General features: G+C 75.0%; 17 protein-coding genes. 4 read left to right on the plus strand and 13 right to left on the minus strand.

Translation table 11 applies throughout. The features are described 5' to 3' along the window. Positions 1-10: 10 nt before the first annotated feature. Both ACRYRX_RS02265 and ACRYRX_RS02270 read right to left on the minus strand, forming a co-directional pair. Entirely contained in the window at positions 11-1,345 is a 1,335-nt protein-coding gene (locus ACRYRX_RS02265; protein WP_432510170.1) for a PP2C family protein-serine/threonine phosphatase, read from the minus strand. A gap of 92 nt (positions 1,346-1,437) precedes the next feature. Further along, the gene (locus ACRYRX_RS02270; RefSeq protein ID WP_432510171.1) at positions 1,438-1,647 is read right to left on the minus strand and encodes a hypothetical protein; all 210 of its coding nucleotides are present in this window, start codon (positions 1,645-1,647) and stop codon (positions 1,438-1,440) included. Between the two features lie 50 nt (positions 1,648-1,697). On the opposite strand from ACRYRX_RS02270, the gene ACRYRX_RS02275 reads away from it, so the two are divergent. Next, positions 1,698-2,129, plus strand: coding sequence for an SAM-dependent methyltransferase (locus ACRYRX_RS02275; RefSeq protein WP_432510172.1), 432 nt, complete (start codon positions 1,698-1,700; stop codon positions 2,127-2,129). A gap of 14 nt (positions 2,130-2,143) precedes the next feature. Here ACRYRX_RS02275 and ACRYRX_RS02280 read toward each other — a convergent pair whose 3' ends face one another. From ACRYRX_RS02280 to ACRYRX_RS02295, 4 genes are all read right to left on the minus strand, one after another. Next, positions 2,144-2,854, minus strand: coding sequence for a metal-dependent hydrolase (locus ACRYRX_RS02280; protein ID WP_432510254.1), 711 nt, complete (start codon positions 2,852-2,854; stop codon positions 2,144-2,146). A 121-nt stretch (positions 2,855-2,975) separates the two neighbouring features. After that, positions 2,976-4,106, minus strand: a complete 1,131-nt coding sequence (locus ACRYRX_RS02285) for a baeRF2 domain-containing protein (protein ID WP_432510173.1) — start codon at positions 4,104-4,106, stop codon at positions 2,976-2,978. 66 nt (positions 4,107-4,172) lie between these two features. Then, entirely contained in the window at positions 4,173-4,580 is a 408-nt protein-coding gene (locus ACRYRX_RS02290; protein ID WP_432510174.1) for a YchJ family protein, read from the minus strand. Further along, positions 4,577-5,575: a LacI family DNA-binding transcriptional regulator gene (locus tag ACRYRX_RS02295; protein ID WP_432510175.1), complete on the minus strand. Its 999-nt coding sequence runs from the start codon at positions 5,573-5,575 to the stop codon at positions 4,577-4,579. Before ACRYRX_RS02295 ends, ACRYRX_RS02290 begins: the two co-directional genes overlap by 4 nt. 84 nt (positions 5,576-5,659) lie before the next feature. On the opposite strand from ACRYRX_RS02295, the gene ACRYRX_RS02300 reads away from it, so the two are divergent. Next, a complete protein-coding gene (locus ACRYRX_RS02300; protein WP_432510176.1) occupies positions 5,660-6,658 on the plus strand; it encodes a Gfo/Idh/MocA family protein in 999 nt (332 codons plus the stop codon). A gap of 33 nt (positions 6,659-6,691) precedes the next feature. Here ACRYRX_RS02300 and ACRYRX_RS02305 read toward each other — a convergent pair whose 3' ends face one another. The 5 genes from ACRYRX_RS02305 to ACRYRX_RS02325 form a co-directional block, all read right to left on the minus strand. Further along, positions 6,692-8,227, minus strand: a complete 1,536-nt coding sequence (locus tag ACRYRX_RS02305) for an LCP family protein (protein ID WP_432510177.1) — start codon at positions 8,225-8,227, stop codon at positions 6,692-6,694. Between the two features lie 91 nt (positions 8,228-8,318). Next, on the minus strand, positions 8,319-8,726 hold the full coding sequence (locus ACRYRX_RS02310) for a DUF4190 domain-containing protein (RefSeq protein ID WP_432510178.1): 408 nt from the start codon (positions 8,724-8,726) through the stop codon (positions 8,319-8,321). Positions 8,727-8,774: 48 nt separating this feature from the next. Further along, positions 8,775-8,936: a hypothetical protein gene (locus ACRYRX_RS02315; RefSeq protein ID WP_432510179.1), complete on the minus strand. Its 162-nt coding sequence runs from the start codon at positions 8,934-8,936 to the stop codon at positions 8,775-8,777. Beyond that, on the minus strand, positions 8,936-9,655 hold the full coding sequence (locus tag ACRYRX_RS02320; protein ID WP_432510180.1) for a class E sortase: 720 nt from the start codon (positions 9,653-9,655) through the stop codon (positions 8,936-8,938). The genes ACRYRX_RS02315 and ACRYRX_RS02320 overlap by 1 nt, the downstream gene beginning before the upstream one ends. Beyond that, positions 9,652-10,377, minus strand: coding sequence for a DUF881 domain-containing protein (locus ACRYRX_RS02325; protein WP_432510181.1), 726 nt, complete (start codon positions 10,375-10,377; stop codon positions 9,652-9,654). The genes ACRYRX_RS02320 and ACRYRX_RS02325 overlap by 4 nt, the downstream gene beginning before the upstream one ends. Positions 10,378-10,433: 56 nt before the next feature. Here ACRYRX_RS02325 and ACRYRX_RS02330 point away from each other — a divergent pair, with 56 nt between their 5' ends. Both ACRYRX_RS02330 and ACRYRX_RS02335 read left to right on the plus strand, forming a co-directional pair. After that, a complete protein-coding gene (locus ACRYRX_RS02330) occupies positions 10,434-10,796 on the plus strand; it encodes a cell division protein CrgA (RefSeq protein ID WP_432510182.1) in 363 nt (120 codons plus the stop codon). Between the two features lie 103 nt (positions 10,797-10,899). Further along, positions 10,900-11,850 carry a hypothetical protein gene (locus tag ACRYRX_RS02335; protein WP_432510183.1) on the plus strand — a complete coding sequence of 317 codons (951 nt, stop codon included), beginning with the start codon at positions 10,900-10,902 and terminating at the stop codon, positions 11,848-11,850. Positions 11,851-12,244: 394 nt separating this feature from the next. Here ACRYRX_RS02335 and ACRYRX_RS02340 read toward each other — a convergent pair whose 3' ends face one another. Together ACRYRX_RS02340 and ACRYRX_RS02345 are read right to left on the minus strand one after the other, a co-directional pair. After that, positions 12,245-13,072, minus strand: a complete 828-nt coding sequence (locus ACRYRX_RS02340; protein ID WP_432510184.1) for a rhomboid family intramembrane serine protease — start codon at positions 13,070-13,072, stop codon at positions 12,245-12,247. A 72-nt stretch (positions 13,073-13,144) separates the two neighbouring features. Next, on the minus strand, positions 13,145-13,669 hold the full coding sequence (locus ACRYRX_RS02345; protein WP_432510185.1) for a peptidylprolyl isomerase: 525 nt from the start codon (positions 13,667-13,669) through the stop codon (positions 13,145-13,147). Between the last annotated feature and the right edge of the window lie 44 nt (positions 13,670-13,713).

The raw sequence follows: 13,713 nt of genomic DNA on the forward strand, positions 1-13,713 counted from the left end.
GGTCCGGGGCCTACTGCACGGTCTGGGGCAGGAGCTGGTCCTCGGCGCCGCTGCGCCACTGCACCAGCAGGGCGCTGGCGTCGTCCTGCAGCACGCCGTCCTGGTGCGCCAGCACGGCGCGGCGCATCCGGCGCAGGGTCTCCGGCGCGAGCTGGTCGGCGGCGGCCTCCTGCTCCAGGAAACCGGCCAGGCCCTCGACGCCCAGGAAGCTGCGGTCGGCGCGGCGGGCCTCGATGAGCCCGTCGGTGTAGAGCAGGACCGCGTCACCCGGCTGCAGGCTCTCCTGCGCCACCGCGATCTCGCCGCCGAAGTCCCAGCCCAGGGGGAAGCAGGCCGGGGCCGTCAGGTGCTTGACGACCCGCGCCCCGCGCAGCAGCAGCGGCGGGGGGTGCCCGGCGCTGACCCAGGACAGCCGGCCCGTCGCCAGCTCCAGCTCGGCCAGCACCGCGGTGACGTGCCGGTCCCCGCCGAACTGGCTGAAGACCGCCCCGCTCATCGCGGTGCACGTCCGCACGAGGTCCAGGCCCGCGATGCGGGCCTGGCGGTAGGCGGCCAGCGCGTAGGTGGTCACCCCGGCGGCGGCCAGGCCGTGGCCCATGCCGTCGAGGATCGCCAGGTGCACCACGTCGCCCTCACCACCGGCGCTGTCGGCGACGCGGTTGACGGCGTAGTCGAAGGCGTCACCGCCGTTGTCGTAGGCCGGTTCCAGCATCCCCGCCACCACCAGGCCGTCGGTGGCGTACAGCAGCGGCGGCAGCATCGAGTGCAGCAGCTGACTGGCCACCGTCATCGGGCGGGTGCGCCGCACCCGCTCGAAGACGTCGCCGTAGAGGCCCTTGCTGACCACCGACTGCGCGACGAGGTGGGTGTAGCGCTCGCACACCGCCAGCAGTTCCCCGCCGATGCGCCCGCCGGGGGCGGGCAGCGTCATCTCCAGCACCCCCAGGCGGTCGCTGCCGTCCAGCAGCGGCACCCACATGCGCTGCCGCGGCTCCCGGGCGTCCCCGCCGGCCCCGCCGCCGGCCCCGCCGCCCGCCGTCCCGTCCGCCGGGGCGTCCGCCGGGGCGTCGGCGAAGACGGTGGTGGAGCTGGTGAACGCCCGCCCGGCCATCGACCCCTCCAGCGGCTGCGGCGGGCGGTGCGGGGAGAGCCTGCTCGGCACCGGCACCAGCGCGGTGAACTCGTGGTTGACCAGCGACACGACCACCTCGGAGGCGCCGAGGCTGGTGCGGGCCTCCTCCACGACCACGTCGGGCAGGTCGGCGGGCGTGGACAGGTGCGCGCGGCGCAGCAGCCCACCGAGGAGGCGGGCCGCAGCGACGTCGACGTCTTCGGGGCCCGACACCCCCGCATCCTCGCAGCACCGGGCGGCGGGCGGGGACGCTCCGTGTCGAGGCGTCCTGGGCCTACCCGGCGGGGAGGCCCGGCGCGGTGGGGCTACTCCCCCTCGCGCGAGCGCCGGACCCGCCACGCGGCGAGGAAGTAGACGGCTCCCGCGGTGAAGGCCCCCGCCGCCAGCCAGGCCAGCGGGCTGGCGTCGGCGACGACCACGCCCCACGACAGCACGGCCACGGCCGCGTAGAGGAGCCCGGACCGCTTGGACTGCTCCAGGGTCTGCGTCGCCCGCCACCAGGGTTGTCTCGCCACGGCACCAGTGTGCCGGGACGGGGAGGGCCGCGGCGCCTACGCTCACCGGTGTGGCCGCAGGGCTGTCCCCCCGGTTGGCGGCGGTCGTGGAGGCCCTGCCGCTGACGCCGGCCTCGCGCGTGCTGGAGGTGGGCTGCGGGCCGGGCGCCGCCGCGCGGGCGGTGGCCCGCAGGCTCACGACCGGGTCGGTCCTGGCGATCGACCGTTCCGCGGCGGCGATCGCGCTGGCGCGGTCGGGCTCGGCGGCCGAGATCGCCTCGGGGCGCCTGCGCCTGCGGTGCGTCGCGGTGGAGGCGTTCGCGCTGGAACCGGGGGAACCGCCGTTCGACGTCGTGTTCGCCGTGCGGGTGGGGGCGCTGGACGGCCGGCACCCCGCTGCGGGGCGCCTGGCACTCGCACGGCTCCGCGCCGCCCTGGCCCCCGGTGGGCGGGTGTTCGTCGACGGCGGGGACCCGCTGCGGGAGCTGCGCCTGGACCCGTGAGCCGCCGGCGCGCCTCACACCAGCGGCGTCAGCAGGTTCCGCACCGGTTCGACGTACCGCACCAGCCCCAGCACGGTCAGCGTCGGGAACACGAAGTACTGCAGCAGCGGTTCGGGCCCGCGGCCGGCCCGGAACAGCCGCAGCCCCACGGTCGCGGGCTTCTTCCGCAGCCACGTCGTGAACGGCACGGGCACCCCGTCGGTGGTGAGGGCGTCGCCGAGGACGTGGACGACGACACCACCGGCGACGGCGACGGGCAGCCAGGGCAGCGCGACGCCCTGCCGGGTCAGCCACCAGGCGGCGGCGAAGGACACGACGAGGTTGCCCAGGGCGGTCTTCTCGGTGTCGCCGGGGATGAACTGCGCGACGGAGTGCAGGGCCAGGCCGATGGCCAGGGCCAGCACCACCAGCGCCGACCACGGGTTGGTGGCGGCGAGCGCGGCGAGGGCGCCGAAGGCGAGGGGCGCGACGATCACGTCGTGGGTGCCGCCGCGGTGGCGGCGGGCCAGGACGCCGATGAGGCGGGAGAGCCCGCGCGTCGGCGGACCCCACATCGACCCGGCCGTCGAGCCCTTCTGGTCCAGGTCGGGCAGGTAGGCGAACCCGCCCCACGCCACGACCCACGCCAGCTGCTCGAGGGGTCGGTCGATGCCGAGGTGCGTGGCGGCCAGGCCGAGGGTCAGGGCCCCGGCCGCCAACCCGCTGGCGGCGTGCGCCGGGCCCATCACGGTGAGTCGTCCTCCCAGGTCAGAGACCTGCGAGCTTAACCCCCACTCCCCACCCCACGGCGATCAAGGACACAGGAGTCCTTGATCGCCGGGGGCGGTGGGGGTGGGGAGGGGTGGGTCAGGTGGTGTAGCGCAGCACGGCGCCGAGGCCGTCGGCCATCGACACCAGCGGTTCCTCGTCGTCCTCCTGCGGCTGCGGGAGGACCTCGATCTCGGCGTCGGAGGCGGCCAGCGCCCGCAGCAGGGCCGCGTCGGCCCGGACCTCCACGACGTCGCGCACCCCCATGGCGTGCAGCTCCTGCGTGGTGGTGGCGAGCTCCAGGGGGCCGGGACCGGCCCACAGGTGGCTGGTGGAGGTGGGGTCGTCCTCCAGCAGCAGGGTCGCGACCTGCCCGGCCCGCAGGGCGGCGACGACGGGGCCGAAGCCCTCGACGGCCCGGCCCTGGCGGCCGCGCTCCTGGACGAACTCGTCGACGACGGCGCGCCGCCGGCGGGCGCGGACGTCGTCGAGGGCCGCGGCGACGTTGGCGGCGAAGGCCTTCTCGCGGGTCCCGGCGGCGCGGCCACCGCCCTGTACCTCGACGAGGAGGTCCAGCACGACGGGCGCGGCCTTGTCCTTGAGGGCGGCGGCGGCCTTGGTGTCGCCCGTGAGGAGCACGACCTCGGGTCGTTCGGCGCGCACGATGGCGGCGAGCTCGTCGGCCACGGCGGCGGCGTTGTGGTCCCAGGAGTCCTGGACGGCGTGCTGGTAGCGCAGGGCCGCCCACCCGCCGCCGGGGACCTTGTGCAGCAGGTCGTGGCCGCCCTCGACGGTCTGCTTGCGGGGCGTCTCGACGGTGTCGGAGCGGGCGGTGGTGATGTCGGCGCCGGCGCGGTCGAGCTCGACGAGGACGTAGCGGACGTCGTCGGCGCTGGACCGCACGAGCGGCATGAGGTGGGCGACGGGGCCGGTGGTGGCCTCCTCGCGCGTCGGGGGGGCCGGCAGGAGGAGGTCGAGCTCGAGGCCGGTGGCGGTGGCCACCATGGCCCGGCCGACGTGCCCGCCGACCCCGGTGGGTTCGGTGGCGACGGCGTCGAGCGCGGCGAGCGCCGGTTCGGGGGCACCCTGCCCGGCGAGGGCGGCGCGGGCGTCGCGCCAGCGGAGGTCGATGTCGTGCGCGCCGGTCTCCCGGTCCCGGGTCGCGTCGACGTAGACGGAGACGTGCGGCCCCGGGTCCAGGGCCACCTCCTTGAGCCAGTCCAGCTTCACAGCACTCCTTCCCTGGGGAACGTGCAGCAGTGCGCTCAGTTACTCAGAGTGGCGGTCCCGGGTCGATCACGCGACCCGGTTTCCCACTGGTCCTTCGTACACCCACCGGCCCCCCACGCGGACGAACGCGGACAGCTCGTGCTGGACGCCGCGCCGTCCCCCGTGCCGGTAGTGCGCCTCGAACTCGACCGTCCCGGCGTCGTCGAAGGGGCTGCCCCGGTCGGTGCCGAGCACGACGAGCCGCTTCCACCGCACGTCCGGGTCCAGGTCGAGGTCGTCGGGCCGGGTGCCGGGGTGCCAGCTGCGCAGCAGGTGGGCGACGTCGCCGAGCACGAAGGCGGTGTAGCGCGAGCGCATGAGGGCCTCGGCGGTGGGGGCGTCCGCACCGCCCGGGCCGCCGGACAGGTAGCGCCCGCAGCAGCTGCCGAGGGGTTCGCCCCACCCGCACGGGCAGGGCGCGTCGGGGAGGGTCACCGGTCCATCCTGGCGGGCGGCGCGGTCGTGGCGCGCACGACGAGGCGCGGGGCGACGAGCTGGAGGTCGGTGGGGGCGGTGGGGTCCTCCAGCCGGGCCAGCAGCCGCAGCGCGGCGAGCCGCCCGACCTCGGCGGCGGCGTTGTCGACGCTGGTCAGCGACACCGCGCGCAGCTGCGCGGTGGAGGTGTCGTCGTAGCCGACGACGGACAGCCGTCCGGGCACGTCGACGCCGAGGTCGGCGGCGGCGGCCATCACCCCGACGGCGACGGCGTCGTTGGCGGCGACGACGGCGGTGGGCGGGTCGTCGCGGCGCAGCAGCGCCAGCCCGGCGCGGTGGCCGGTGTCCTCGGTCATGGGGCCGGTCTCGACGGGCCCGGCCGCTCCCGCCTCGGCGACGGCCCGCGCAAAGGCGTCGCGGCGCAGCGCCCCGACGGGCCCGGTCCCGGCGACGTGCGCGAGGCGGCGGTGGCCGAGGTCGAGCAGGTGCCGCACGGCCAGCCGGACGCCGGCGTCGTCGTCCCCGGCGACGACGTCGACGGCGAAGGGGTCGTCGGGGTCGAGGCGGGTGCCGGCCAGGACGGTGGGGACGGTGTGGGCGACGTCGGCGACGCCGGACAGGTCGGGCAGGGTGCCGATGACGACGAGGCCGTCGACGCGCAGGTCGGCGAAGGTGCGGGGGGCCTCGGGTTCGCTGCGGGCCTCGGCCAGGACGGGGCGCAGGTCGGCGTCGTGCAGGACGGGCCGCAGGCCGTCGAGGACGTCGACGAACCAGGGGTTGCGCAGGTCGTCGAGGACGAGGCCGACGGCCCGGGTGCGGCGCAGGGCCAGGGACCGGGCGTGCGGGTCGGGCCGGTAGCCGAGCTCGTCCATGGCGGCCAGGACGGCGGCGCGCCGTTCGGGGGAGACCTTCGGGGAGTCCTGCAGGACGAGGGAGACGAGCGACTTGGAGACCCCGGCGTGGGCGGCGACGCTGCGGATGGTGGGTCGGGTCACTCGTCCTCCTTGACAGTCGGGCCGTGCGAGACTGATCGTAGTCCGCGTTGGACCGGTCCAATACTCATCGAGGAGCTCTCCCCCATGTCCGACCTCCACCTCGGCCTCGCCGGCGTCGGTCGCATCGGCGTCATGCACGCCCGCAACATCGTCACCACCCCCGGCGTCGGCCGCCTCACCGTCGCCGACGTCGACGCCGAGCGCGCCCGGCAGGTCGGCGCGGAGGTCGGCGCCGACGCCGTCGCCGACGTCGGGGCGCTCCTGGCCTCCGGCATCGACGGCCTTGTCGTGGCCACCGGGACCGCCCAGCACCCCGAGCTGATCCGCGCCGGCGTCGAAGCCGGCATCCCCGTCTTCTCCGAGAAGCCCGTCGCCCCCGACGTCGCCCTCTCCCTGCCCGTCCTCGAGTTCATCGCCGAGCGCGACGGCGTCGTCCGCATCGGCCACCAGCGCCGCTACGACCGGGGGTACCTGGAGGCCAAGCGCGCCTTCGCCGCCGGCGAGCTCGGCTGGCTGCACGCGATCCGCGCCGTGACCTGCGACGTGGCGCCGCCGCCGGTGTCGTTCATCGCCACCTCCGGCGGGCTGTTCCGCGACTGCAGCGTCCACGACTTCGACGTCATCCGCTGGATCACCGGCCGGGAGATCACCGAGGTGTACGCCCGCGGCAGCAACAACGGCGACCCCGCGATCGGCGAGGTCGGCGACGTCGACTCCGCCCTGGCCGTGTGCACCCTCGACGACGGCACCCTCGCCGTCGTCACCGCCTCCCGCTACAACGGCGGCGGCCACGACGTCCGCCTCGAGCTGCAGGGCTCGAAGGCCTCCCTGGAGGTCGGCCTGGACGCCCGCACCGCGCTGCGCTCGGCCGAACCGGGCGTGACGTTCCCCGACGGCTCCCCGCACACCACCTTCGCCGAGCGGTTCGCCGACGCCTACCGCGCCGAGGTGGCGGCCTTCGCCGACCTCGTCCGCGGCGTCGAGGGGGAGCTGTGCCGCCCCGAGGACGCCGTCGCGGCCTCCAAGGTCGCCGACGCCGCGCAGGAGTCCCTGCTCACCGGGGTCCCCGTCCGCGTCGGCTGACGCCCGCCGCGACCGCGTGGCCTCGGGTGCGGATCAGGCGCAGATGTCGTCCGAGGCCACGCGGGACGTGATGCTCGTGCTCGGCGCCGCCGTCGCCGGCGGCGTGCCCGTCACCCGGGACCGCACGTCCGTCACCGTCGTCCCGGCCGACCGCACCTCCACCACGACGCTCCTCCCCAGGCTCGCGTCGAGCTGCGTCCGGGCCCCGCCCAGCGCGGCCGCGACCGTGTTCGCCGAGTCCTGCCGGTCGGTGCCGTACCGGACGAGGACGTCCGCGGACGGGTCGGTGGCCTCCCCGTCCCCCGTCCCCGCCGGGACGAACCCGACGTCGGCGAGGTCCTGCGCGAGCTGCCCCGCCACCCCCGCGGTGCCGCCCACGTTGACGACCTCGACGGAGATCTTCGAGGGCGCCACGAGCAGCGCCGAGCTCGTCCCCGGGTCGGTCGTCGCCGTCGCCGACGGGGTGGCCGGCGCCGGGCCGGCGGTGTCGGTGCGGATCCGCTCCCACAGCGCGTCGGCGGCCGCCGTCCACTGCACGCGAGCCTCGTTCGCCGGGTACGGCTCGGTGGGCACGGTGACGAACTGGACGCCGTCCGCGGGCATCTTCTGCAGCGACTGCGCGAGCGAGGCGATCTGGCTGAGGCTGGCGAGCTCGGTGTCGGTGGTCACCGACTTCGTCGCCGCGTCCAGGAACGAGTACAGCCGGTCCGGGCGGGTCAGGATCGCCGAGCTCGTGACCTTCTGCACCATCGAGCTCATCAGCGCCTGCTGACGGTCGATCCGCGACAGGTCCGACCCGTCCCCCAGCCCGTAGCGGACGCGGGCGTAGGCCAGCGCCGTCTCCCCGTCGACGTCCTCGTGGGTCCCGGCCGCCAGGTGCAGGTTGGCCTTCTCGCTGTCGATGTCCTCCGGCGTGCAGATCGTCACCCCGCCCAGGGCGTCGACCATCGACCGGAAGCCGGAGAAGTCGACCACGACGTAGTGGTCGATCGGGACCTTCGTCAGCGACTGGACGGTCCTGATCGTGCAGGCCGCCCCGCCCTCGGAGAACGCCGCGTTGAACTGGCCCGTGTGCGCCTTCGTCGTCGTCCCGTCCTCCAGCGGGCAGGACGGGATCTGGACCATCGAGTCGCGCGGGATGCTCACCAGCGTCGCGCTCTGGCGGTTCGCGGCCAGGTGCACCAGCACCGTGGTGTCCGAGCGGGCACCGGGGTCGGCGTCGGCGCCGCCGTACTCGCCGCCCGTCCCGTCGGACAGCTCCCGGGTGTCGCTGCCCATCACCAGGATGTTGACGGCGTCCTGACCGGTCGTGGGGTCCACCGCCGACTCGTCGCTGGGCTTGTCGCCGATCAGGCCGTCGAGGCTCTGGGCGTTGATGTTGCCCTGGAGCCGGTAGTACGCGTAGACCCCGCCCCCCGCCGCCAGGACCGCCAGCACGACGGCCGTGACGAGGAACCCGCGCAGCAGCTTGAAGGCCGTGCCGTGCGCGTGGTCGGAGTGACGACCGCGCGCGCGGCGGCCGGCACCGGGCACCTGGCGCTGCGGTCCCGGATCGAGGGGAGTGGGCACGGGGTCACGGTACGGCCGCACCCGGCCCGGACCTGAGCGGAGTCGTCACAGTTGCGCAGCGCGTGCGCGAGCCCTTCACAGGGCGGGAGGGTCAGTTCGACAGGTCCCGCTGGAACTCCTGGGCGCACTGCTGGACCTGCGCCTGGTCGCCGCCGGCCGCGCTGACGCAGTCCGCGTAGTCCTGCCCGCCGTTGTCCAGGAACCAGGAACCAGCCACGAACCAGACGATCGAGATGGCGACGCCGACCACCAGCGCCACGGCGCTGACGATGACGGCGGCCAGGGCGACCCCCCGGTTGGTGGCCTGGCCGCGCGTGACCCGGCGCCGGGCGACGACGCCCATCACCAGCCCCGCGATCGCCAGCGGCACCCCGATGAAGATCCACGACAGCAGCAGGCCGAAGATCCCCAGCACGAGCGCCGCGACGCCCAGCCCGTTCTTCGGCGCCGGCCCGTAGTGGTCGCCGTACCCGCTCGGCGGGGCGTACTCGCTGGACATCGTGGCCCTCCCTCGTCGGTGAGTGGTGATCGTCCCAGAGGTGGGCCGCTACGGCCCGCCCACCGTTCCGTCGTTGATCGCGAGGCGGTCGGCCAGCGCCGGGAACACGACCGTGAAGCACAGCAGCACCACGCCCGCGGCCACCAGCAGGCTGATGAGCAGCCGCACCCACCAGGGCCCGGGCAGGACCCGCCACCACGCCGCGTACATCAGCCCTCCACCGGGGTCAGCGACGACGGTTCGCCGTCGGAGCGGTCCTGCACGGAGTCCAGCTGGGCGAACACGACGTACCGCTCCCGCGCGGAGTACATCGGGTGGCAGGCCGTCAGCGTCAGCCACGCCTCCGTCGGCGTCGCGCCCGGCTGGTCGGGCACCGGGGCGATGACCGAGACCTGCTTCGGGCTGACGACCTCCCACGAGCGGACGCGGTACGTCAGCCACTGCGTGGGGGTCGCCACGACGACGGCGTCGCCCTCGACGAGCTCGGCGATCCGGTTGAGCGGCTTGCCGTAGGTCACGCGGTGCCCGGCGACGGCGAAGTTGCCGACCTGGCCGGGCATGACGGTCGCCGGGTAGTGGCCCATGCCCTCCTTCAGCTCCTCGGTGCCGGTGCCCTCGACGACGGGCACCGCGTAGTCGCCGCCGAAGCGGGGCACGTAGACGATGGCGAAGGGGTCCCCCACCGGGGGGACCGCCACGGGGTCCACGGGCGGGTCGGCGGCCGGGGCCGTCGCGGGGGCCGTCGCGGGGGCCGTCGGCGCCGGGGTGGCCGGGGCCGCCCACCGGTCCTCCAGCGCGCTGACCCGGGCGGCCTGCGCCTGCCCGGAGGTGAGGTCGGTCCAGTACACCTGCCAGACGACGAACAGCAGGGTCAGCACCCCGGCGGTGATGAGCAGCTCACCGAGCACCGACACGGCCCGGCGGATCACGCGGCCCCCGCCCGGGCGTGGTCGAGGCGGGTGGTGCCGTCGAAGGCGGGCAGCGCGAGGTCGTCGGCGGCGGCGACCTCGTAGCCGAGGCCGTAGGCCGCGACGTACTGGCGGTAGACGGCGACCTCGGCCGAGGCCCCCAGCGCCGCCCGCAGGGCGTCGACGTCGCCGACGGCCGCGATCCGGTACGGCGGCGAGTAGGTGCGGCCCTGCAGCACCAGGACGTTGCCGACGCAGCGCACCGCCGACGTCGACACCACCCGCTGATCCATGATCATCATCGCCTCGGCCCCCCCGGCCCACAACGCGTTCACGACGGCCTCGACGTCCTGCTGGTGGACCACGAGGTCGTCGGGCGAGGCGCCCGCCGGCCGCCGCGCGTCGTCGGCACCCGTGGGGGCGTCGTCCAGGGTGACCGCCAGGCCCGGCCCGCGGACGGCCAGCGCGCCCGACGCCGTGCCCAGCGCGGCGTCCTGCAACGGGTCCGCGGTCCCGGCCGGGACGTCCCGGCTGAGGGCGTCGACCTCGGCGCGCAGCGCGGCGACCTGCGCGGCGCGCGCGGCGTTCTCCTGCGAGCGCTGGGCCACGACGGAGCCCAGGTCGGCGGACTCCGAGCGCAGGTCGGTGCCTCCGGCGGTCAGCGCGCTGGTCGCGAAGAGCAGACCGGCGGCGGCGAGCACGAGGACGACCCCGGCGCGCCGGGCGACCCGACGACCCTCCACCGCACCTCCCCCGTCGACCGACCGCACACAGATCGTCGCACTACGCTGATGAGCAGGTGACGGCCCCCGTCCCCGCCCACCCCCGACTGGAGGTCGACGTGCCCCGCCGCAAGAAGTCCGACGAGACGGGCGAGACGAGCGACGCGACCGCGGCCGCGGCCGGTGCCACCGGCCGCAGGCGCCGCAAGGACCAGGACGTGGTCGCCGACACCGACCGCGCGATGAAGCGGAAGAACCAGCTCACCCCGCGCTGGTGGATCTGGACGATGGTCGGCCTGATGGTCCTGGGCCTGGCCTGGATCGTCGTCTTCTACCTGTCGAGCTCGCTGCTGCCGGTGCCGGGCTGGGACAACTGGAACCTCGTGGCCGGCTTCGCGCTGGTGCTGGTGGGGTTCGCGATGACGACCCGCTGGCGCTGACCGTCGGGACGCGCGCACCGGGTGACCCCCGGCGCGACGGCGAAACCTGCCCCCGCGTCAGGGTTAGGGTTCTGTTCGACTCCGACACCGTCCAGGGGGCCGAGTGCTGCACGTCGTCTACCGATCCCACGGCGGGGAGAACGCCAAGGGTCGGCCGTCCTGGTACTCCAAGGACCTCGCGCTCGACTCGTTCCTGCGCGCCGTCGCCACGGCCCGGGACGCCGGTGAGGGCGTGGAGGTGCTGTTCCTCAACGACGGCCCGCTCCCGCAGCACCGGCTGGACCTCGTGCGCGCCCACGGGTCCGTGCGCGCCATCACCGGGGGCAGCAACCGGGCCAGCTACCTGGCGGCGCTGAAGCTGGCCGCCCGCTCGGACTGGTCCGCGCAGGACCTCGTCCTGTTCGCCGAGGACGACTACCTGTGGCGGCCGGACGCGCTGGTCTCGCTGCTGCGCTCGGCGGCCGGGCACCGCGCGGAGTACTTCGCCCCGTACGGCGTCGGCACGCACGACGACATCGAGGGCCGGGTGCCGCAGTGGCGCCGCCCGCGGTCGGCGCGCGGCGAGGACGCCATCCCCACCGACGCGGTGCGCTGGGTGCCGCACGAGAGCACGACGAGCACGTTCGCGGTGCGCGTGGGGGCGCTGCGCGAGGACCACGGGCTGCTGGTGCTGTGCTGCCTGTCCGGCGGCGACTTCGACCACACGAGCCTGCTGGCCGTGCAGGGCATCCCGCGCTTCACGGCCCGGGACCTGGTGCGCCACCACCCCGGGGCGTCGTCGAACCCGGTTCTGCGGCTGGCCCGCGCCGCCTACCTGACGGCGTTCCGCGGTGCGGTCGACGTGGCCTCGCTGCGCCGCCCGGCGCGCCGGCGCCGGCTGGCGGCGGCCGACCCGGCGGTGTGCACGCACATGGAGGACGGCTGGCTGGCTCCCACCCCCACCGGGCAGCCGGGCTACTGGGAGGACCTGGCGGCGCAGACGCGGTGCTGGGCCGAGCGCGGGCGCGGTGTGGACACCGGTCCCCGTCCGGCCGCGGGTGTGACGCAGCGCTGATCGTTCCGGCCCGCTGTGACGCTGCGTGAGCAGTAGGGGCGTCACGGTGGGCCCCGCGGGCCGCTCCGCCGGTCCGGTGTTGTCCACCGCCTGGGGACGGCGTGTGGACAGTCGCCACCGTCGTCCACAGCCTTTGTCCACCGACTTCTCCACAGCTTGTGGACGACTGTGGGAAACCGCGAGGCGACGTCCACAGCGATGTCCACGGTCTGGGGATCGCGCGCGGCGGTTCGCACAGGTGTGCGAAAGCCTGTGGACAGCGGCGGAGGGCGTTCCGGCGGTGCCCGGCCCCGGAGGACGACTCCGGTGCGTCACCACCCCGCCGTGGCCGGGCGTCCCACCCCGCGCCACGCGCCGTCCACCGCTCGTCCACCCGCCCGGCGCCCGGGGGACCTCAGAACGGTGAGCGGGTCGCCGCGTAGGTCAGCAGCGCCAGCACGACGACCGCGACGGCCCCCGTCCCGACCCACTGCACGGCCCGGCGGCCGCGGCGGCCCCGGGCCAGGACGGTCGCCACGAGCGCCCCGGTGACCAGCCCCCCGAGGTGGGCCTGCCAGGAGATGCCCGCGACGAAGACGCCGACGAGGAAGTTCACGACGATGAGGGCCGCGATCTGCCCGGTCTGCCGCCCCAGCTGGCGGTTCACGACGAGCAGGGCCGCGAACAGCCCGAAGATCGCGCCCGAGGCGCCCACCAGGGAGCTGCCCGCCGTCCCCGGCAGCAGCAGCCCGCCCACGGCCCCGCCGAGCGCGGAGAGCACGTACAGGGCGACGAAGCGGACCCGCCCCAGCAGCGGTTCGAGGTACTGCCCCGTGATCAACAGGGCGTACAGGTTGAGCAGCAGGTGCAGCGGGCTGCCGTGCAGGAACGCCGACGTCAGGGGCTGCCACCAGGTGCTGGGCCCGAAGGCGTTGAGGTAGTACCCGTTGACCAGCGGCAACCAGGCGTACACCGACGACGGCAGCACGTACCGCCCGGCGAACGCCACCAGGCACAACCCGATGAGGACCTTCGTGACGACCGTGTCACGGTTCCTCAGGACCCCGCCGAACGTGCTGCGCGGCTGCCGGACGCCCTTGGCGGCCTCGGCGACGCAGTCGACGCACTGGACCCCCACCGCGGCCGGCCGCTGGCACTGCGGGCACGCCGGGCGCTCGCACCGCTGGCAGCGCACCCACGACTCCCGGTCGGGGTGGCGGGGGCAGACGGGGACGTCACTCATCGTCGATCACCGGGTCGATCACGACCGGACCAACGCGCGGGACGCCCCCGTCGTTCACGCTCGCCGCAGGGGTCAGTCGCGCTCGACGTCGACCGAGCTGATGACGACCGGGTCGCGCGGGGCGTCGCCCGGTCCGACCGGCACGGTCGCGATGGCGTCCACGACGGCGCGGCTGGCGTCGTCGGCGACCTCACCGAAGATGGTGTGCTTGCCGTTGAGGTGCGGGGTGTTCGTGACGGTCACGAAGAACTGCGAGCCGTTGGTGCCGTGACCGGCGATCTTGCCGGCGTTGGCCATGGCCAGCAGGTACTTCTTGTCGAAGCGCAGGTCCGGGTGGATCTCGTCGTCGAACTGGTACCCGGGGCCGCCGCGGCCGTCACCGCGCGGGCAGCCGCCCTGGATCATGAAGCCGTCGATGACGCGGTGGAAGGTCAGCCCGTCGTAGAAGGGCTCGGACTTCTTCTCGCCGGTGGCCGGGTCCTGCCACTCCTTCGTGCCCTCGGCGAGGCCCACGAAGTTCGCCACCGTCTTGGGGGCGTGGTTCTCGAACAGTTCCAGGCGGATGTCGCCGTGGTTGGTGTGCAGGGTGGCGTACATGCCCCTCATCCTTCCACGGGTCCTGCACGCCCTCAGCTCCGCGT

This window comes from Kineococcus lubricus (assembly GCF_050871965.1).
Lineage (GTDB): Bacteria > Actinomycetota > Actinomycetes > Actinomycetales > Kineococcaceae > Kineococcus.

Excerpts from the sequence above, each read along its gene's own strand:
- ACRYRX_RS02280 (WP_432510254.1), bottom strand. The coding sequence starts at position 2,854 with ATGGGCCCGGCGCACGCCGCCAGCGGGTTGGCGGCCGGGGCCCTGACC.
- ACRYRX_RS02300 (WP_432510176.1), top strand. The coding sequence starts at position 5,660 with ATGTCCGACCTCCACCTCGGCCTCGCCGGCGTCGGTCGCATCGGCGTC.
- ACRYRX_RS02310 (WP_432510178.1), bottom strand. The coding sequence starts at position 8,726 with ATGTCCAGCGAGTACGCCCCGCCGAGCGGGTACGGCGACCACTACGGG.
- ACRYRX_RS02315 (WP_432510179.1), bottom strand. The coding sequence starts at position 8,936 with ATGTACGCGGCGTGGTGGCGGGTCCTGCCCGGGCCCTGGTGGGTGCGG.
- ACRYRX_RS02340 (WP_432510184.1), bottom strand. The coding sequence starts at position 13,072 with ATGAGTGACGTCCCCGTCTGCCCCCGCCACCCCGACCGGGAGTCGTGG.
- ACRYRX_RS02345 (WP_432510185.1), bottom strand. The coding sequence starts at position 13,669 with ATGTACGCCACCCTGCACACCAACCACGGCGACATCCGCCTGGAACTG.